Origin of the sequence: Neorhizobium sp. SHOUNA12A (assembly GCF_023006505.1) — a bacterium.
Taxonomy (GTDB): domain Bacteria; phylum Pseudomonadota; class Alphaproteobacteria; order Rhizobiales; family Rhizobiaceae; genus Neorhizobium.
On sequence record NZ_JALBGV010000056.1, the window covers coordinates 1 to 16,697 of the forward strand.

Consider the following 16,697-nt stretch of genomic DNA (forward strand, 5'->3'; position numbering starts at 1 on the left):
CGTCTTCTGGTTGATCCCATACCGCTTCGAAAGCGCTCTCAGGCTCTCTTCACTATTCTGTATTGCTCGACGGACTGCCTCTGTCGTCGTGGCGCTCCCATGTAAAACCTGGCCCATAGTGCTTCCCTCCATGCCAAGGAAAATGATGCACCATCAAATGCCGGGATCAAACAGCTAGCGACATCCATTTGGAGCTCGTTCTGGAACATCGGCTGGCGGATTTCAGCGAGGGCATCGACCTGGCAATCCGTTGCGGCAAGGGGCCATGGGCCGGCGTGCGCAGCCTGCCGCTCTGGCAGGAGAAGCTGGTGCCGATCGCCGCTCCGGTCATCGCCGAACGTCTCCGTGGGAGGTCAGATGCAAAATCTCTGCTGGAGCTGCCGATCCTGCACGATTCCAATGTCGAGGCCTGGCGGCGCTGGCTGGCCGTCGAAAATCTCGATTACGTGCCGCGCGGGCAGGACCGGCGGTTCGAGGATTATAACCTGGTGATCGACGCCTGCGCGCATGGCCTCGGCATCGCGCTCGCCCGGCCGCCGCTCGCGGACGCAGCACTTGCCTCCGGCCGGGTCGTCGTCGTATCCGAGAGAGCCATCGACCACCACGTCGCCTTCCACCTGATCCGCCCGAACGACGCGATGAAAGCTTCCGCTGCCGAGTTTTCCCAGCGCTTCCTGCTGGAGGCCGGATTAGACGAGGCGGCCATCGCCGCCTTCATCGCGCCTGGGCGGGGAAGGGGTTAGCGCGGCCCCATTGGCAAATGCTGCTCCGGCTCTAGTTGCTCCGAAAATTGGATATGAGAAGCATCCCAGATATGAGGAGCATCCCATGAGCACAAAGGCGACGATTGCGAGGATCTGGCGGGGGCGTACACGCACCACAATTGCCGACGAATACGAGGCTTATCTACTCGAAACAGGCATTCCACCGCTCGTCAAGACCGCGCTTGCGGTCCAGCTCTTCCGAGAGGACCTCGGCGACGAAACGGAGTTCGTGACGACATCCTACTGGCCGGACTTCCAATCCATGGCGGCGTTCACCGGCGGCGATCCGAACAAGGTGCATCATCTCGACCGAGATCCGCATTATCTCGTTGAACTGCCCGAGCGGGTGGCGATCATGAAAATCCTCATCGATCGGAACTAAGGGATCAGCGGACCCACTGGAACCCGTCGATCTGGATGTCCTGACCCGTCAGGAAGTTCGGTTCGGATGTTGCGAGGAAGGTGACGACGCTTGCGACGTCCTGCGGCGTTCCGACTCGCTTCAGCGTGATGCCGGCTGCGAGTTGCGCCTCGCGGGCTTCGATCATCGCGTTCGAGCGCTCGGTCTTGATGACGCCGGGGCAGATCGCGTTGACGACGATCTCCGGGCCGAGTTCCTTGGCGAGTGCCTTTGTCATGCCGAGAATGCCGGCCTTGGCTGCCGTATAGGAAAACTTGCTGACCGCACTGGTGACGCCGCCGGTATGGGCGTTCATCGATGACATGTTGACGATCCGTCCGCCGCCGTTGCGGCGCATGACGGGCACCGTCGGCTGGATATAGTTGAAGGCGCCCTTGAGGTTGATGCCGATCGTCGCGTCGAATTCCTCCTCGGAAATCTCCTCGATGCCTTTCGCCATAGACCGGCCGGCATTGTTGAACAGGACGTCGATCCGGCCCCATTTCTCATCCACCTCGCGTACGATTTCCGCCGCGCGCTTATGGTCACGGACATCGGCGATGAATGTCAGGACGTCGCAGGAGAGGTCGCGGATTTCGTGCGCCGTGCGGGCAAGGTCTTCTTCGATCAGGTCGACGAGGACGATATCGAAGCCGTGACGGGCAAGATCAAGCGCGCAGCCCCGTCCGATCCCGCGTCCGCCGCCGGTTATCAGAGCAACCTTGCGGGACACATCACGCACCACCATTCTCCTTCGCGAAACGGGCGATATCCGCATGGGTGCCGAACCAGACGCCCTCGTGGGCCTGGATATGCTTGATCAGCTCCTCCAGCACGAAGATGCGCGAGCGGTAACCGGACACGTGCGGGTGCATGGTCAGAAGGAACAGCCCGCCCTCGATATAGGCGCGGTCGAATTCCCGCTTGAAGATATCGAGCACCGAGGTCGGCGGGGTATAGGGGCGCAGCGCGGTAAACCGGTTCATGTTGAAATAGACCGCGTCGTCGCGGATCCATTCGACCGGCAGTTCGACCAGACCGGTCGGCTCGCCGTCCTCGACCAGTTCGTACGGATCGTCGTCGGCCATCAGCGAGGAATCGTAGATCAGCCCGAGTTCACGCTCGATCTTCAGCGTCTCGTAGGAAAAGTCCCAGGAGGGCGTGCGCATGCCGACGGGGCGGATGCCGGTGATCTTTTCGAGCGTATCGGCGGCGCGGAAATGCAACTCGCGTTCCTTGTCGGCGGGCACCTTGGTGTTCACCTCGTGAATCCAGCCGTGCAGGCCGATCTCGTGGCCCTCGGCGATGACGCGCCGCTGTTCGTCGGGATAGAGGAGGGCCGCGACCGCCGGCACGAAGAAGGTCGCCCGGACATCGGCATTCTTCAGCGTTTCGAGGATGCGCGGCACGCCCATGCGGTTGCCGTATTGCCCCTGGGACATGCGGCCGATCGATTCGCCGCCGTCGCGAAGTTCGTTGGTCTCATGGTCGCTGTCGAAGGAAAGGGCGACCGCGCAGCGCGCGCCGTCCTTCCAGGCTTTCGGCTTCAGCGAGCGGCCGGCGCGCACCTTGTTGACCTTGCCGCGCCAGGTGGCCTCGTCCCACTCCCAGGGTTCCATATCCCGTTCTCCCTTTTTATTCGGCCGCCTCCGGCAGGACCGGCACGGCGGCGAGCAGCCGCTTGGTATAATCGTGCTGCGGATCGGCATAGATCGTAGAGGCCACGCCTTCCTCGACGATTTTGCCGCGATACATGATCGCGACGCGGTCGCAGAGATGCCGGACGACGGACAGGTCATGGCTGATGAAGATCAGCGAAAGGTCGAGCTCGGCGCGCAGGCGGATCAACAGGTTGATGATCTGCGCCTGGATCGACACGTCGAGCGACGCAACCGGCTCGTCACAGACGACCACATCCGGCTGCATGGCGAGAGCACGGGCGATCGCGATGCGCTGCCGCTGGCCACCGGAGAACTGGTGCGGGAAACGGTTGGCAAAGGTGGGATCGAGCCCGACCGCTGCCAGCCATTCCTTGACGTAGACCGACGCTTCGGCTCGCGTCACCAGCTTATGGGCGAGCGGACCTTCGGCGATGATATCGCCGATCCGCATGCGGCCGTTGAGCGAGGCGAACGGATCCTGAAAGATCGTCTGGATGCGGGTGGTGATTTTTCGCGCATTGCGGCCGTCACTCATGACCGGCTTGCCGTTCAGACGGATCGTGCCGGAGGTTGGAATCGTGATGCCTGCCGCCATGCGGCCGAGTGTCGATTTTCCGGAACCGGATTCGCCGACGAGGCCGAGCACCTCGCCGCGCTTCAGCGTGATCGAGACGCCGTCGACCGCCTGGACGACCGGCATCGGCTGGGAAATGCCGGACTTGATCGCGAGGTTTCTAAAAAGGCCCGTTGGTTTTTCGAAGCGCTTCATCGCGTTGTCGATGACCAGATAAGGGCTTCCGAGCGGCGGCAGGTTCAACGTCGCCGACTTGCGCGGCGGCGGGGCCGCATCCGCAATGCCGCTGCCGCGCAGCAGCAACTGGCCGGGCTTGGCGCGCGACGGCAGCGCGTCGAGCAGCGCCTTGGTGTAGTCGTGCTGCGGGCGGGTGAGCACGCCGAGCGCCGGGCCGATTTCGACGATATTACCGAACCTCATCACCGCGACGCGGTCGGCGATCGACGAGACGATCGCGAGATCATGGCTGATCCAGATCAGCGCGGTGCCGAGTTCGGCCACCAATTCCTTCATCTCGGCAAGGATTTCCGCCTGGATCGACACGTCGAGCGCCGTCGTCGGTTCGTCGCAAATGATGAGTTTCGGCCGGTGCAGCAGGGCGATGGCGATCGCCACGCGCTGGCGCATGCCTCCGGAAAACTGGTGCGGGAAAAAATCCACCTTGCGTTCCGGCTCGCTGATCCGGACCTGGGCGAGCGCCTTGATCGCTCGTTCCCGCGCATCCGATGCGCTGATGTTTTCATGCGCTTCGAGCGCCAGCCTGATCTGGGTGCCGATGCTCAGGACAGGGTTGAGGGTCATCATCGGGTCCTGGAACACCATCGAAATGGTCTTGCCGCGGATGGCGCGCAGTTCATGAGCGGGCAGGCCGATGAGTTCGCGGCCTTCGAGCTTGATCGACCCTTCGACGATGCGGCCGGGTTCGTCGATCAGGCCGATGATCGAGAAGCCGGTGATCGACTTGCCGGAACCGGATTCGCCGACCAGACCGAGGACTTCGCCCGGCGTCAGCGAGAACGAGACGCCGTCGACCGCCTTGATTTCACCGCGGCCGCTCGGAAACCAGGTCCTGAGGTTGGTGACTTCGAGAAGCGGAGCACTCGTCGTTTCGGTCATCGGCGGAGCCTCGGGTTGAGCTGGTCGCGGATCTGGTCGCCGACGAGGTTGAGCGAAACGATGAACAGGATCAGCGCCACGCCGGGATAGATCGAGATCCAGTAGCGGCCGGAGAGTAGGTACTGGAACCCGTTGGCGATCAGCATGCCGAGCGACGGTTCGGTCGGCGGCAGACCGACGCCCAGGAAGGAGAGGGTGGCTTCGAGCGAAATAGCGCTCGCCACCTGCACCGTTGCAACGACGATCAGCGGTGGCAGCGAGTTCGGCAGGATGTGCTTGACCACGACGCGCCAGGGCGACAGCGGTATGGAGAGCGCGGCCTCGACATAATCCTTCTGCCGTTCGGCTGACGCCGCGCCATGAGCGGTGCGGGCGAAATAGGCATACTGCGCGAAGATCAGTGCCATGATCAGCTGGTAACGCCCTTGTCCGAGAAGGGCTGCGATCACGAAGGCGAGCAGGATTGCCGGGAAGGACAGCTGCAGGTCGACGATGCGCATCACCAGACTTTCGAACCGGCCGCCGATATAGGCCGCCGAGCAGCCGACCACCGCGCCGATGACGAAGGCGATACCGCCGGCAATCACGCCCATCTGCAGCGAGATGCGCAGGCCGTAGATGATCGCCGACAGGAGGTCGCGGCCTTGCGAATCCGTGCCGAGCCAATGGGTGTAGCCGCCGATGCCGACATAACCCGGCGCACGCCGGGCATCGCGCAGCACCAGGCTGGTCAGGTCATACGGGTCCTGCGGGGTGACTAGCGGCGCGATGATCGCGGTCAGGACGATCAGGAAAACGACGATCGCGGCGCCCGTCGCGATCTTGTTGCGAAAAAATTCCTCGAGGAAGCGGCCAAGCAGAGTGTCGCGCATCAGGCACGTCCCTTTCGCAGGCGCGGATCGAGCAGCGCGTAGGTGAGATCGACGATCAGGTTGATGACGATGAACAGGAAGGCGACGAGCATCAGGTAGGCGACCATGACCGGCCGGTCGAGCGAGGTGATGCTGTCGATGATCAGCTTGCCGAGGCCGGGCCAGGAAAAGATGGTTTCGGTGACGACCGCAAAGGCGAGCGTCGAGCCGAGTTCCAGACCGAAGACGGTGACGAGCGGAATGGAGATCAGCCGCAGCACATGCCGGCTCAGCACCGTGAATTCCGACAGGCCGGCGGCGCGGGCGAATTTCACCGTGTCGCTCAGCATCAGTTCGCGGGTACCGGCACGGGCGAGCCGGATCATCAGCGAGAACTTGAAAAGTGCGAGGTTCAGCGCCGGCAGCACGAGATGCGAAAGCCCGTCGCCGGTGAGGAAACTGAAATCGACGCCGAACAGGCTCACCGTCTCGCCGCGTCCGCCGGCCGGCATGCAGCCGCATTGCACGGCAAACACCATGATCAGCATCAGGCCGAACCAGAAGGTCGGCACCGAGAAGCCGAGGATCGAGATCGCCATGATGGCACGGGAAACCAGGCTGTGCGGCCGGTAGCCGGCATACATGCCGATCGGGATGCCGACGAGGCTGGCAAAAAGAACGGCTGCGAGCGTCAGTTCCAGCGTCGCCGGCAGGCGGGTGAGGATGAGCTGGCTGACCGGCATGCTGTAGACGAGCGAGCGGCCGAAATCGCCTTCGATCAGCCTGCCGAGAAAGGCGAAATATTGACGCCAGAGCGGCTGGTCCAGCCCGTATTGGGCGATCACCGCGGCGCGAATATCCTGCGTCGCATCCGGAGAGATCAGCACGTCGATGGGATTGCCGACGGCATAGACGCCGCAGAAGACCAGCGCCGACATGGCGATGACCACGATCGCCGCCTGCCACACACGCTGCAAGATGAAACCTAACATATGTTCCCCGTCTTATCCCTCTGTCCCGTCTTCTGCGGGTTTCGTGGAGCCAAGCGCCGAAGGGCCTGGACGTCAGTGCCAGTCGTTTTCGAGAAGTTCGCGGGTTTCCGCGACGGCCACGTCCCAGATCGCCAGCATGTCCTCGTCGGGCCGCTGATAGAGGCCGTGATAGTTTCCGTCGCCGAGGAGTGCGCGCTTGCGGGCCGCGTCGACGCGGGCGAGGCCGGCGAAATCCACCTTCGGTTTGGCGTTGGTCGGCTGACGCTGGTCGGTCGTGCGCGTCCAGGGGAAATTTTCCATCCAGGAGGCGTGCGAGGCGGCCGGATCGATTTCCTGCACCTTTGCCCAGGTTTTGGGCGCCCGCCACCAGTCATGGAGTTTCACAGAGGCATCAGGATGCGCATTCAGCCATTCGGAGATGACGGCTGTCACTGGGGTATTGCCGCCATGGCCATTGACGATCAGGATGCGGCGGAAGCCGGAGCGATGGATGCTGTCCATCAGGTCGCGGATCACGCCGATATAAGTGGAGAGCGTCAGCGTCAGCGTGCCGGGAAAGGTCGCAAACGACGAGGCGAGGCCGTAGGGGAGGACCGGGAAAACCGGAATGCCGAGCGGGGCTGCCGCATCGAGCGAGACCTTTTCGGCAAGGATCATGTCTGTCGCGAGGCTGAGATAGGCGTGCTGCTCGACGCTGCCGATCGGAAGTATGCAGCGGTCATCCTCGACCGTCCGTTCCTCCACCTGCATCCAGTTCATGTCCGCGATCTTCATAAATTTCCACCTGCATCCCTACTGCGCAAAATTTGACCAAGATCTCACGCTTGCGCACAAAAAATGTGCCTTGACAGGCGCTGCGCCGATCAAGTGCAAAGTTCCATACGGAACTAAAAAAAGAGATTGACAGCCAAATAAGCTATCGTCAAGTTCCATACGGAACAAAATCCGGGTAGGATTTCTTCAGGAGCTGACGGCATTGCAATTGGAAATCTCATCCTTCGATGCGCTCCTCAGGCAGGGTGGCAAGGCCGCGGCCGGCAGTCACGGCGTCGATGATCTGGTATCCGTGAAGCTGTGGCAGAACCCCTGCTGGCTTTCCTTCCGCATCAATTTCCTGGCGCTGCTGTTCAACGAGCCGATCTATCGCTGGATCGAAAAAGAGTACGGGCTCGCCCGGCCGGAATTCGTGGTTCTCTATTCGCTCGGCCTTTCCGACGGACTGACGGCAAGCGCCATCAGCAGCTCCTCCGGTTTCCCCAAGAATACGATGAGCCGGGCGATCCAGAAGCTCGTCGACAAGAACATCATCCGGCGCGAGGTCGATGCGGCGGATCTTCGAAGCTTCGTCCTTTACATCACCGACGAAGGAAAGCGCATTGTCGACGAAACCATGCAGCCGATGGTGGAGCGCGAAAAGGTCATGCTGTCAGGGCTGACGCCTGCCGAAAAGCTGATGCTCTCCGAACTGCTGGCGAAAGTCGTCGTGGACTCACCCAACTGGCCCCCAATGATAAATATAGAGGAGAACGAACAATGACGATTTTGAAGACATTCCGCACGGCGGCTCTCGCCGCCGTATTGCTCGGCAGCGTTTCGGGTGCGGCACTTGCCGCCGACCTGACGATCGGTGTGCGCGCCGGCCCATTGTCGGTCGACCCGCATTTCACTGCGGCCGGCACCCATGCCGAAGCGGTCAAGCATATCTACGACTCGCTGGTGAAATCCGGCAACAACCTCGAACTCGAGCCGGGCCTTGCAACCAGCTGGACGGCCGTCGACAGCACGACCTGGGAGTTCAAGCTTCGCCCGGGCGTCAAATTCCATGACGGTTCCGATTTCACGGCCGAGGACGTGAAATTCTCGATCGAGCGTATTCCGGCCGTTACCGGCCCGAACCCGACCACCATCTATGTCCGCCGCGTGCGGGGCATCGAGATCGTCGACCCGCTGACGATCCGGATCAAGACAGACGGTCCTGCGCCAAACCTGCCGAACGATTTCATTCGCCTCTTCATCGTGTCGCACACGGCTGCCAAGGATTTTTCCGCCAACGCCGACAAGGCTTCGGAAGGCTTCAATTCCGGCAAGGCGGCGATTGGGACCGGCCCCTACAAGTTCGTCTCCTGGACGCCGAAAGAACAGCTCGTGCTGCAGAAGTTCGACGGCTACTGGGGCGAGAAGGAACCCTGGGACAAGGTCACCCGCAAGGAGATCCCGAACGATGCGGCCCGCGTTGCGCAGCTGAAAGCCGGCCAGGTCGACCTGATCTCGCGCATCCCTGCCTCCGACGTCCCGACGCTGGAAAAGGATTCCAAGCTCACAGTCGTGCGCCAGAACAGCGTCTACCTCTTCAATATCGCCTTCGACTTTCGTGAGAAGCCGCCGCAGGTGAGCGCCAAGGACGGCTCGCCGCTGCCGAAGAACCCCTTCCTCGATCCCAAGGTGCGCGAAGCCTTCGATCTTGCGATCGACCGCGAAACGATCACCGAGATCGCCATGGAGGGCATGGGCACCGTCCAGTCCCAACTCGTGACGCCGAACATCTTCGGCTGGAACCCGGCCGTCAAATCCACCAAGGCCGATCCGGCAAAGGCTAAGAAGCTGCTGGCCGAAGCGGGTTATCCGAACGGTTTCAAGGTGACCTTCTCGTTCACCAACGACCGCCTGCCGGGCGACAAGGATGTCGGCACGACGATCGCCCAGATGCTGACCGCAGTCGGCATCCAGGTGGAAGCGAACTCTCAGCCGGGCGCCGTGTTCTTCCCGGCCAACACACGCGGCGACTACTCAATGACCATGTCGGGCTGGGGCACGCTGACGGGTGAATCGAACTACACGCTGTCGTCGCTCGCCCATAGCAACGACCCGAATACAAAGCTTGGTGCCTTCAATCTGCGCGGTTATGCCAACAAGACGATGGACAAGCTGATCGAAGACGCCGCCGTCGAGATGGACCCAAAGAAGCGTGAAAAGTTCCTGATGGATGCCAATGCGCTGGTATCGACCGATCGGCCCTACCTGGCTATCGCCTCGACCGTCTCGGCCTGGGGCATGAAGAAGGGCATTACCATCGTTCCCCGTTCCGACGAGGACACGCTGGCGATGAACATCCGCCCGGCGAAATAAGCCATCCCAATCTGCGAGCTACCGGCCGGGCCTCTCGCCCGGCCGTTTTTCTGAAAGCCTTCAAGTTCAGACGGGGAGAAGGATCGATGGGAAAGATTGCGCTGGCGATCCACGGCGGCTGCGGCGTCATGGCGAAGCTCGACCTGAGCGACGAGGAATGGGCGGCGGCCCGGGTCGATCTCGGACGGTCGCTGAAAGCCGGCTGGGCAATCCTGACCGCAGGTGGCGCGGCGCTCGACGCGGTGCAGGCGGCTGTGGTTGTCATGGAAGATTCGCCGCATTTCAACGCCGGTTATGGCGCGGCCCTCAACACCAACGGCAAGCATGAACTCGACGCTTCGATCATGGATGGCCGCACGCTCGAGGCCGGCGCGGTGACGCTGGTGCGACGCATCCGCAATCCGATCAAGGCGGCGCGCAAGATCATGGAAAAGGGCGATGCGATCCTGCTCGGCGGCGAAGCGGCCGACGATTTCGCCCGCGAGGCGGGGCTCGATATGGTCGAGCCGGACTATTTCACCACCGAGCGCCGCGTCAAGGCGCTGGCGGCGATGAAGGTGCATGCCGCTGCGGGCACGGCGGCGAAAGCCAGCGAGTCTGAAAAGCACGGCACCGTCGGTGCCGTGGCGCTCGACGGGGCCGGGCATCTGGCGGCGGCGACCTCGACCGGCGGCTATAACAACAAGCCGGAAGGCCGCATTGGGGACACGCCGATCATCGGCGCCGGAACTTACGCACGGGACGGGGCCTGCGCCGTTTCCGGCACCGGCAAGGGCGAATATTTCATGCGTTACGCCGTCGGCCATGAAGTGGCGGCCCGCGTCTCCTATCTCGGCGAGAGCCTTGAGAAGGCGGCCGCAAAGGTCATCCAGGAGGACCTGAAGCAGCACGATATCGGGGCTGGTCTGGTGGCGGTCGGCGCCGACGGCTCGATCACCGCGCCTTACAATACGGACGGCATGTTCCGCGGCTGGGTGACGCCGGAAGGCGAATTCTACGTTGCCACCCATGGCGAGGTTTTCCCGATCAATCCCTGAACCGGCAGAGCTTCTGGCACGAGGAGCCCGGCAGAATGACCGCCGGGCTTTCGCACCCTCTGGAACTGCTCTTGTTATTCGGCAGCTTGCTGCGGCTTCAGGACGCCGCGGCGGATCTGGTCTTCCTCGATGGATTCGAACAGGGCGCGGAAATTGCCTTCGCCAAACCCTTCGTCGCCCTTGCGCTGGATGAATTCGAAGAAGATCGGGCCGATCACCGTTTTCGAGAAGATCTGCAGCAGGATCTTGGTCATGCCGCCATCGACCACGCCTTCGCCATCGATCAGGATGCCGTGTTTCTTCATGCGGTCGATGGGTTCGTCATGGCCGTGCACGCGGGCGCCGGACTTTTCATAGTAGGTATCCGGCGGGCCGGGCATGAATTTGAGCCCGTTTTCGGCGAGCTTGTCGGTCGCTTCGTAGATGCCGTCGGTGCCGACCGCGATGTGCTGGATGCCTTCGCCCTTGTACTTCTTCAGGAATTCCTCGATCTGGCTAGTCTCGTCCTTCGACTCGTTCAGCGGGATGCGGATCTTGCCGCAGGGCGAGGTGATCGCCCGGCTGACGAGGCCGGTGATGCGGCCGTCGATGTTGAAGAAGTGGATCTGCTTGAAATTGAAGAGTTCGCGGTAGAAATCCCACCACTTGTCCATGTTGCCGCGATAGACGTTGTGGGTCAGGTGGTCGAGATAATAGAAACCGACGCCTTCGGGCCTGGGATTGCGTTCGCCCAGCCACTCGAATTCGGCCTCATAGGCCGACCCCTTCTCGCCATAGGTTTCGATGAAATAGAGCAGCGAACCGCCGATGCCGACGATGGCCGGCACGTCGAGCGTCTTGTCCTTCCCCTCATAAGGCGTGGCACCCTTGGCGACCGCGTGGTCGAAGGCGTGTTTGGCATCGACGACGCGCCAGGCCATCGCCGGCGCGCAGGGGCCGTGCTCATCGACGAAGCGCATGGCGTGGCTGCCCGGCTCGGCATTGACGATGTAATTGATGTCGCCCTGGCGCCAGACGGTGATGTTCTTCGTCCTGTGTTTCGCCACCGGCCTGTAGCCCATGCGGGTGAACAGCTCTTCCAGCTTCTGCGGTTCGGGATGGGCGAATTCGACGAATTCGAAACCGTCGGTGCCGGCCGGGTTATCGGCGGTAATCTGCGAAACCGGTGCGTCGTGCGGGAAAGGACCCATGGCAAACTCCTCCTGTCATTCGATCATCATGATGATGCAGGACGGACGCATTGTGCTTGCAATCTTGGCGATGTTCTGCTCGATTTGTGCATGAAGTGTGCGGATTTGAGGAGTTGCATGCACGATGGACGCGCTGGACGGATATGACCTGAAGATCTTGAGCCATCTGCAGACTGATGGGCGGCTGACCAATAACGAATTGTCGGAACTCGTCGCGCTGTCGCCGTCGCAATGTTCGCGCCGCCGGGCGCGGCTCGAGGGCGAGGGGTTCATCCAGACCTATCGTGCACACCTAAACCGCCAGAAACTCGGCCTGGACCTTCTGGTCGTGATCGCCGTGACGCTCGCCACCCATAACCGGGACAATGCCAAGCGGTTCGCGCGCCTTGTCGAGGACCTGCCGGAAGTGCTCGAATGTTTCTCGCTGACCGGCGAGATGGACTATCACCTGAAGGTGGTGACGCGCGATCTGGCGGGCCTCTCCCATTTCGTCAACGACATATTGTTGCCGCACGAGAGCGTGCAGCATGTCAAAACATCGATCGTTCTCAGCGTGTTGAAGGATTTTGGTGGGATTCCGATTCAAAAGCCCGCCAAGTCTTAAAGATCGTCCGGCTCCGACGGCTTTCCCTTGCCCGAGCGGCGGATGACCTGCTCGATTGCGGCAAGGCCGTTCGACAAAGCCTCGATGCCGCTCTCGCCGAATTCCGCCTCCAGTTCGGTCTGATAGCGGCGGGCGAGCTCGATCAGCTCCCGATAGGCTTGCTGCCCGGCGGCGGTCAGTTCCAGATGCTCGACCCGCCGGTCTGCATCGTCCTGACTGCGCTTCAGCCAGCGGCGTTGTTCGAGCGCGAAGACGGCGCGGCTGACCTTGGTTTTGTGCATGGAGGAATGACTGCCGACAGCTTTCGAGGTCATGCGGCCCGAACTGCCGAGTGCTGCAAGCGTGCGCCATTCCGGCCGAGTCATGCCGTATTTCGCTTTGTAATGGGCGGCAAAACGCAGGCCGACGAATTCGGCGGCGCGGTTGAGCCTGTAGGGGAGAAACTGTTCGAGGGCGAAACTATCAGTCGTCATGACGTTGATCGGGCGTTGATGGTTACAAAAATAATGGTTACGTTTGCAACCATATCGTCATCATGGGAGGAAACAAGCCATGCTGGACAAGATCGATCCGAACGCCACGCAATTCACCGGGGCGAATGTCGAAACGCTCGCCTATATGCCCGGCTTCGGCAACGATTTCGAAACCGAGAGCCTGCCCGGTGCCCTGCCGCAGGGGCAGAACAGCCCGCAAAAATGCAATTACGGGCTTTACGCGGAACAGCTCTCCGGTTCGCCTTTCACCGCGCCGCGCGGCACCAACGAGCGTTCCTGGCTCTATCGCATCCGCCCGAGCGTGCGCCATACCGGCCGGTTCAGGAAGATCGACTATCCGTTGTGGAAGACGGCACCTCACATCGCGGAACATTCGCTGGCGCTCGGCCAGCTTCGCTGGAGCCCTGTGCCGGCGCCGACGGAGACGCTGAACTTCCTCGAAGGTATCCGCACGATGACGACGGCGGGCGATGCGCTCTCCCAGTCAGGCATGGCGGCGCATGTCTATGTCTTCAACACCGACATGGTGGACGATTATTTCTTCAATGCCGACGGCGAAATGATGATCGTGCCGGAGACGGGGTCGATCCGCGTTTTCACCGAACTCGGCAAGATGGACCTGGAGCCTTCGGAGATCTGCATCATCCCACGGGGCACGATGTTCAAGGTGACCCGGCTCGGTGAGGAAAAAGTCTGGCGCGGGTATATCTGCGAGAATTACGGCGCCAAGTTCACACTGCCGGATCGTGGGCCGATCGGCGCCAATTGCCTTGCCAATCCGCGTGATTTCAAGACGCCGGTGGCGGCCTACGAGGACAAGGAAACGCCCTGCCGGGTGCATGTAAAATGGTGTGCCTCCTTCCATGTCACCGAAATCGGCCATTCGCCGCTCGACGTGGTGGCCTGGCACGGCAATTACACGCCTTACAAATACGACCTGCGCACCTTTTCGCCGGTCGGCGCTATTCTCTTCGACCATCCCGATCCGTCGATCTTCACGGTTCTCACAGCACCCTCTGGAGAAGAGGGCACAGCTAATGTGGACTTCGTGATTTTCCCGCCGCGCTGGCTGGTAGCCGAGCACACGTTCCGACCGCCCTGGTATCACCGCAACATCATGAGTGAGTTCATGGGCCTGATCTATGGCCGTTATGACGCCAAGGAGGAGGGGTTCGTGCCCGGCGGGATGAGCCTGCACAACATGATGCTGCCGCACGGACCGGATTTCACCGGCTTCGAAAAGGCCTCGAACGGCGAGCTGAAACCCGTCAAGCTTGAGAATACCATGGCCTTCATGTTCGAGACCCGTTTCCCGCAGCAGCTCACCAAATTCGCAGCCGAACTGGAGACGCTGCAGGACAATTACGTGGATTGCTGGTCCGGGCTTGAACGAAAGTTCGACGGTACGCCGGGGATCAAGTGAGGCGGCGCGACATTACGGTTGCCTTCTTGCGCGATCTGCTCACATTCTGGGAGCAATACCAACGATAAAACGGGAAACACTCATTCATGAAGCTCGCGACAATGAAGGATTCCACCCGCGATGGCCGTCTGGTCGTCGTCTCGAAAGACCTCACCCAGTGCTCGGAGGTCGGTCACATCGCCCGGACCCTCCAGGCGGCACTCGACGACTGGGCGTATGTCGGTCCCCGGCTCGAACGGGTGGCGGACGGTATCGAGACCGGTGCGCAGCCGACCATCCGTTTCCATGAACATGATGTGGCATCGCCGCTGCCGCGCGCCTATCAATGGGCGGACGGATCGGCTTACGTCAATCACGTCGAGCTGGTACGCCGGGCGCGCAATGCCGACATGCCGGAGAACTTCTGGACCGATCCGCTGATCTACCAGGGCGGATCCGACAGTTTTCTCGGGCCGCGCGATCCGATCCCGCTCGGTGACGAGGCCTGGGGCGCCGATATGGAAGGCGAGATCGCGGTGATCGTCGGCGACGTGCCGATGGGGGCTTCCCTGGATGAAGCGCGGGAGGCGATCCGTCTCGTGCTCCTCGTCAATGACGTGTCTCTGCGCGGGCTCATCCCCTCCGAACTCGCCAAGGGTTTCGGCTTCTTCCAGTCGAAACCGTCTTCCGCCTTCTCGCCGGTCGCGGTCTCTCCGGACGAGCTGGGTTCCGCCTGGGATGGCAGCAAGCTTTCGCTACCGCTCAAGGTCGACCTGAATGGCAAGCCGTTCGGCCGGGCCAATGCCGGCGTCGATATGACGTTCGATTTCCCGCAGCTTATCGTCCATGCGGCCAAGACACGGCCGTTGGTCGCCGGCACGATCATCGGTTCGGGCACGGTCTCCAACAAGCTCGATGGAGGACCCGGCAGGCCGGTCGCCGATGGCGGCGCCGGTTATTCCTGCATCGCCGAGATCCGCACCATCGAAACGATCAACCTCGGCGTTCCAAAGACGCCGTTCCTGCATTTCGGGGATACGGTGCGGATCGAGATGAAGGACGACAAGGGTCATTCGATCTTCGGTGCAATCGAGCAGACCGTGACGAAATACGAGAAGGCGGGATGAGCGATACGGTTCTCTACGATTACTGGCGGTCCTCGGCGAGCTATCGGCTGAGGATCGCCCTCAATATGGTCGCCGAAATATTCCGCACCGTCCCGGTCGATATCATCGCCAAAGAGCACCGAGCCGAGAAGCATCTCGCCCGCAATCCGCAGGGGCTGGTGCCGGTTCTGGAGATCGACGGGCATACATTCACCCAGTCGCTGGCGGTGATCGAATATCTCGACGAAACGCGCGGCGGCGCCTTCCTGCCGGGTGATTCTGTCGGCCGGCAGCGGGTGAGGGCGCTTTCCTATGTCATCGCCATGGAAATCCACCCCGTCTGCAATTCGCATGTCGGCGCCCATGTCATGTCGATCACCGGCGGCGGAGAAGAGGCACGCGTTGCCTGGATGCGGAAGTTCATCGGCGAGGGACTGGCGGCGTTCGAAGTGTTGCTCGACTCACCCTCGACCGGCGCGTTCTGTCATGGCGACCGGCCGAGCATGGCGGATATCTGTCTCGTGCCGCAGGTCTACAACGCGCGGCGATGGGGCGTCGATCTCTCTGCCTGCCCCAGGCTCGTCGCGATCGCCGATCGCTGCGTCGAATTGAAGCCCTTCGCAAAAGCCCATCCGGACCAGGCTAAGCCTTCAGGTAGCTGATCACCGCGTCGGCGATCATGCCCTTGTGGCGCTCCATGGTCGCTGGCTCCGAAAGGTCTCGGCGGAAGATGGTGCCGAACGTGTAGCGGTTGGAGACGCGGAAGAAGCAGAAGGCGCTGATCAACATGTGAATGTCGATCGGGTCGGCCGTGCGAGCAAAGACACCCCCCGTAACGCCCCGCGCCAGGATCGCGGCAATCGTCTCGATGACCGAGACGTTCAGGTCGCGGATCGCGTCCGAGCGCAGCATGTGGGCGGCGTGGTGGATGTTCTCGATGCTGACCAGCCGGACGAAATCCGGGTTGGCTTCGTCATGGTCGAACGTGGTCGAGATCAGCACGCGCAGCGCCTGTTCCGGCGGCAGGTTGGAAAGCTGCAGGTCCTCTTCGAGCGTGCGGATCTTGCGGTAGGCGCGTTCGAGGACGGCAAGGTAAAGCCCTTCCTTGCTGCCGAAATAATAATAGATCATCCGCTTCGAGGTGCGGGTCTTCTCCGCGATCGCGTCGACGCGGCCGCCGGCAAGCCCGTGAGTCGCAAACTCCTCCGTCGCCACGTCCAGGATGTTTTCCTGGGTGCGCTGCGGATCGTTTTTCCTGCCGTTTTCGCGTTTCGCCGCCATCCTCAAAGCCGCCTTTGCCGTTGCGTACTGCCCGTGCTTAGAGAAGCGGGCATTGTGGACGCTCGATCGTTCACATCGAATTTCCGCATTTTTTCCAAA

Annotated in this window: 17 protein-coding genes and 2 pseudogenes; 9 read left to right on the forward strand and 10 right to left on the reverse strand. The window is 61.7% G+C overall.

Translation table 11 applies throughout. The features are described 5' to 3' along the window. Positions 1 to 117 (reverse strand): annotated as a pseudogene (locus tag MOV63_RS21950) (IS481 family transposase); the annotation flags it as partial. A gap of 59 nt (positions 118 to 176) precedes the next feature. On the opposite strand from MOV63_RS21950, the pseudogene MOV63_RS21955 reads away from it, so the two are divergent. Further along, positions 177 to 743, forward strand: a pseudogene (locus MOV63_RS21955) (LysR substrate-binding domain-containing protein); the annotation flags it as partial. 85 nt (positions 744 to 828) lie between these two features. Then, on the forward strand, positions 829 to 1,146 hold the full coding sequence (locus MOV63_RS21960; protein ID WP_247036798.1) for a hypothetical protein: 318 nt from the start codon (positions 829 to 831) through the stop codon (positions 1,144 to 1,146). 4 nt (positions 1,147 to 1,150) lie between these two features. Here the strand turns inward: MOV63_RS21960 and MOV63_RS21965 are convergent, their stop codons facing one another. From MOV63_RS21965 to MOV63_RS21990, 6 genes are all read right to left on the reverse strand, one after another. Further along, positions 1,151 to 1,906 carry an SDR family NAD(P)-dependent oxidoreductase gene (locus tag MOV63_RS21965; protein WP_247036799.1) on the reverse strand — a complete coding sequence of 252 codons (756 nt, stop codon included), beginning with the start codon at positions 1,904 to 1,906 and terminating at the stop codon, positions 1,151 to 1,153. Continuing rightward, positions 1,899 to 2,783, reverse strand: a complete 885-nt coding sequence (locus MOV63_RS21970) for a polysaccharide deacetylase (protein WP_247036800.1) — start codon at positions 2,781 to 2,783, stop codon at positions 1,899 to 1,901. Before MOV63_RS21970 ends, MOV63_RS21965 begins: the two co-directional genes overlap by 8 nt. 16 nt (positions 2,784 to 2,799) lie before the next feature. Beyond that, complete coding sequence (locus MOV63_RS21975; protein ID WP_247036802.1) at positions 2,800 to 4,515, reverse strand: ABC transporter ATP-binding protein; 1,716 nt, start codon at positions 4,513 to 4,515, stop codon at positions 2,800 to 2,802. After that, positions 4,512 to 5,387 carry an ABC transporter permease gene (locus tag MOV63_RS21980; protein ID WP_247036804.1) on the reverse strand — a complete coding sequence of 292 codons (876 nt, stop codon included), beginning with the start codon at positions 5,385 to 5,387 and terminating at the stop codon, positions 4,512 to 4,514. The genes MOV63_RS21975 and MOV63_RS21980 overlap by 4 nt, the downstream gene beginning before the upstream one ends. Further along, positions 5,387 to 6,358, reverse strand: coding sequence for an ABC transporter permease (locus MOV63_RS21985; protein ID WP_247036806.1), 972 nt, complete (start codon positions 6,356 to 6,358; stop codon positions 5,387 to 5,389). The genes MOV63_RS21980 and MOV63_RS21985 overlap by 1 nt, the downstream gene beginning before the upstream one ends. Before the next feature lie 72 nt (positions 6,359 to 6,430). Further along, positions 6,431 to 7,132 carry a creatininase family protein gene (locus MOV63_RS21990; protein WP_247036808.1) on the reverse strand — a complete coding sequence of 234 codons (702 nt, stop codon included), beginning with the start codon at positions 7,130 to 7,132 and terminating at the stop codon, positions 6,431 to 6,433. Positions 7,133 to 7,334: 202 nt separating this feature from the next. Here MOV63_RS21990 and MOV63_RS21995 point away from each other — a divergent pair, with 202 nt between their 5' ends. The 3 genes from MOV63_RS21995 to MOV63_RS22005 all read left to right on the forward strand — a co-directional run bounded on the left by MOV63_RS21995 (position 7,335) and on the right by MOV63_RS22005 (position 10,521). Beyond that, positions 7,335 to 7,895 carry a MarR family winged helix-turn-helix transcriptional regulator gene (locus tag MOV63_RS21995; RefSeq protein WP_247036810.1) on the forward strand — a complete coding sequence of 187 codons (561 nt, stop codon included), beginning with the start codon at positions 7,335 to 7,337 and terminating at the stop codon, positions 7,893 to 7,895. Next, on the forward strand, positions 7,892 to 9,484 hold the full coding sequence (locus MOV63_RS22000) for an ABC transporter substrate-binding protein (protein ID WP_247036811.1): 1,593 nt from the start codon (positions 7,892 to 7,894) through the stop codon (positions 9,482 to 9,484). The genes MOV63_RS21995 and MOV63_RS22000 overlap by 4 nt, the downstream gene beginning before the upstream one ends. An 86-nt stretch (positions 9,485 to 9,570) precedes the next feature. Beyond that, the gene (locus tag MOV63_RS22005; RefSeq protein WP_247036812.1) at positions 9,571 to 10,521 is read left to right on the forward strand and encodes an isoaspartyl peptidase/L-asparaginase family protein; all 951 of its coding nucleotides are present in this window, start codon (positions 9,571 to 9,573) and stop codon (positions 10,519 to 10,521) included. A 74-nt stretch (positions 10,522 to 10,595) separates the two neighbouring features. Here the strand turns inward: MOV63_RS22005 and hppD are convergent, their stop codons facing one another. Further along, positions 10,596 to 11,711: a 4-hydroxyphenylpyruvate dioxygenase gene (gene hppD / locus MOV63_RS22010; protein ID WP_038543750.1), complete on the reverse strand. Its 1,116-nt coding sequence runs from the start codon at positions 11,709 to 11,711 to the stop codon at positions 10,596 to 10,598. Positions 11,712 to 11,835: 124 nt separating this feature from the next. Between hppD and MOV63_RS22015 the strand changes: the two genes are divergently transcribed. Then, the gene (locus MOV63_RS22015) at positions 11,836 to 12,315 is read left to right on the forward strand and encodes an Lrp/AsnC family transcriptional regulator (RefSeq protein WP_038543748.1); all 480 of its coding nucleotides are present in this window, start codon (positions 11,836 to 11,838) and stop codon (positions 12,313 to 12,315) included. Here the strand turns inward: MOV63_RS22015 and MOV63_RS22020 are convergent. Beyond that, positions 12,312 to 12,788 carry a MarR family winged helix-turn-helix transcriptional regulator gene (locus tag MOV63_RS22020; RefSeq protein WP_038543747.1) on the reverse strand — a complete coding sequence of 159 codons (477 nt, stop codon included), beginning with the start codon at positions 12,786 to 12,788 and terminating at the stop codon, positions 12,312 to 12,314. The genes MOV63_RS22015 and MOV63_RS22020 overlap by 4 nt on opposite strands. Before the next feature lie 79 nt (positions 12,789 to 12,867). Here MOV63_RS22020 and hmgA point away from each other — a divergent pair, with 79 nt between their 5' ends. The 3 genes from hmgA to maiA all read left to right on the forward strand — a co-directional run bounded on the left by hmgA (position 12,868) and on the right by maiA (position 15,979). Beyond that, positions 12,868 to 14,232, forward strand: a complete 1,365-nt coding sequence (gene hmgA, locus MOV63_RS22025; protein ID WP_405029364.1) for a homogentisate 1,2-dioxygenase — start codon at positions 12,868 to 12,870, stop codon at positions 14,230 to 14,232. Positions 14,233 to 14,318: 86 nt separating this feature from the next. Next, positions 14,319 to 15,338: a fumarylacetoacetate hydrolase family protein gene (locus tag MOV63_RS22030; RefSeq protein WP_247036814.1), complete on the forward strand. Its 1,020-nt coding sequence runs from the start codon at positions 14,319 to 14,321 to the stop codon at positions 15,336 to 15,338. Beyond that, entirely contained in the window at positions 15,335 to 15,979 is a 645-nt protein-coding gene (gene maiA, locus MOV63_RS22035; protein WP_247036817.1) for a maleylacetoacetate isomerase, read from the forward strand. The genes MOV63_RS22030 and maiA overlap by 4 nt, the downstream gene beginning before the upstream one ends. Here maiA and MOV63_RS22040 read toward each other — a convergent pair. Beyond that, on the reverse strand, positions 15,960 to 16,598 hold the full coding sequence (locus MOV63_RS22040; RefSeq protein ID WP_247036819.1) for a TetR family transcriptional regulator: 639 nt from the start codon (positions 16,596 to 16,598) through the stop codon (positions 15,960 to 15,962). The genes maiA and MOV63_RS22040 overlap by 20 nt on opposite strands. Positions 16,599 to 16,697: the final 99 nt, after the last annotated feature.

What these genes read in the sequence shown, in the direction of transcription:
- MOV63_RS21980 (WP_247036804.1), bottom strand. Translation starts at nt 5,387, where the DNA reads ATGCGCGACACTCTGCTTGGCCGCTTCCTCGAGGAATTTTTTCGCAAC.
- MOV63_RS22000 (WP_247036811.1), top strand. Translation starts at nt 7,892, where the DNA reads ATGACGATTTTGAAGACATTCCGCACGGCGGCTCTCGCCGCCGTATTG.
- MOV63_RS21975 (WP_247036802.1), bottom strand. Translation starts at nt 4,515, where the DNA reads ATGACCGAAACGACGAGTGCTCCGCTTCTCGAAGTCACCAACCTCAGG.
- MOV63_RS21960 (WP_247036798.1), top strand. Translation starts at nt 829, where the DNA reads ATGAGCACAAAGGCGACGATTGCGAGGATCTGGCGGGGGCGTACACGC.
- MOV63_RS22015 (WP_038543748.1), top strand. Translation starts at nt 11,836, where the DNA reads ATGGACGCGCTGGACGGATATGACCTGAAGATCTTGAGCCATCTGCAG.
- hmgA (WP_405029364.1), top strand. Translation starts at nt 12,868, where the DNA reads ATGCTGGACAAGATCGATCCGAACGCCACGCAATTCACCGGGGCGAAT.
- MOV63_RS21970 (WP_247036800.1), bottom strand. Translation starts at nt 2,783, where the DNA reads ATGGAACCCTGGGAGTGGGACGAGGCCACCTGGCGCGGCAAGGTCAAC.
- MOV63_RS22030 (WP_247036814.1), top strand. Translation starts at nt 14,319, where the DNA reads ATGAAGCTCGCGACAATGAAGGATTCCACCCGCGATGGCCGTCTGGTC.
- maiA (WP_247036817.1), top strand. Translation starts at nt 15,335, where the DNA reads ATGAGCGATACGGTTCTCTACGATTACTGGCGGTCCTCGGCGAGCTAT.
- MOV63_RS22040 (WP_247036819.1), bottom strand. Translation starts at nt 16,598, where the DNA reads ATGGCGGCGAAACGCGAAAACGGCAGGAAAAACGATCCGCAGCGCACC.
- MOV63_RS21990 (WP_247036808.1), bottom strand. Translation starts at nt 7,132, where the DNA reads ATGAAGATCGCGGACATGAACTGGATGCAGGTGGAGGAACGGACGGTC.
- MOV63_RS21985 (WP_247036806.1), bottom strand. Translation starts at nt 6,358, where the DNA reads ATGTTAGGTTTCATCTTGCAGCGTGTGTGGCAGGCGGCGATCGTGGTC.
- MOV63_RS22005 (WP_247036812.1), top strand. Translation starts at nt 9,571, where the DNA reads ATGGGAAAGATTGCGCTGGCGATCCACGGCGGCTGCGGCGTCATGGCG.
- hppD (WP_038543750.1), bottom strand. Translation starts at nt 11,711, where the DNA reads ATGGGTCCTTTCCCGCACGACGCACCGGTTTCGCAGATTACCGCCGAT.
- MOV63_RS22020 (WP_038543747.1), bottom strand. Translation starts at nt 12,788, where the DNA reads ATGACGACTGATAGTTTCGCCCTCGAACAGTTTCTCCCCTACAGGCTC.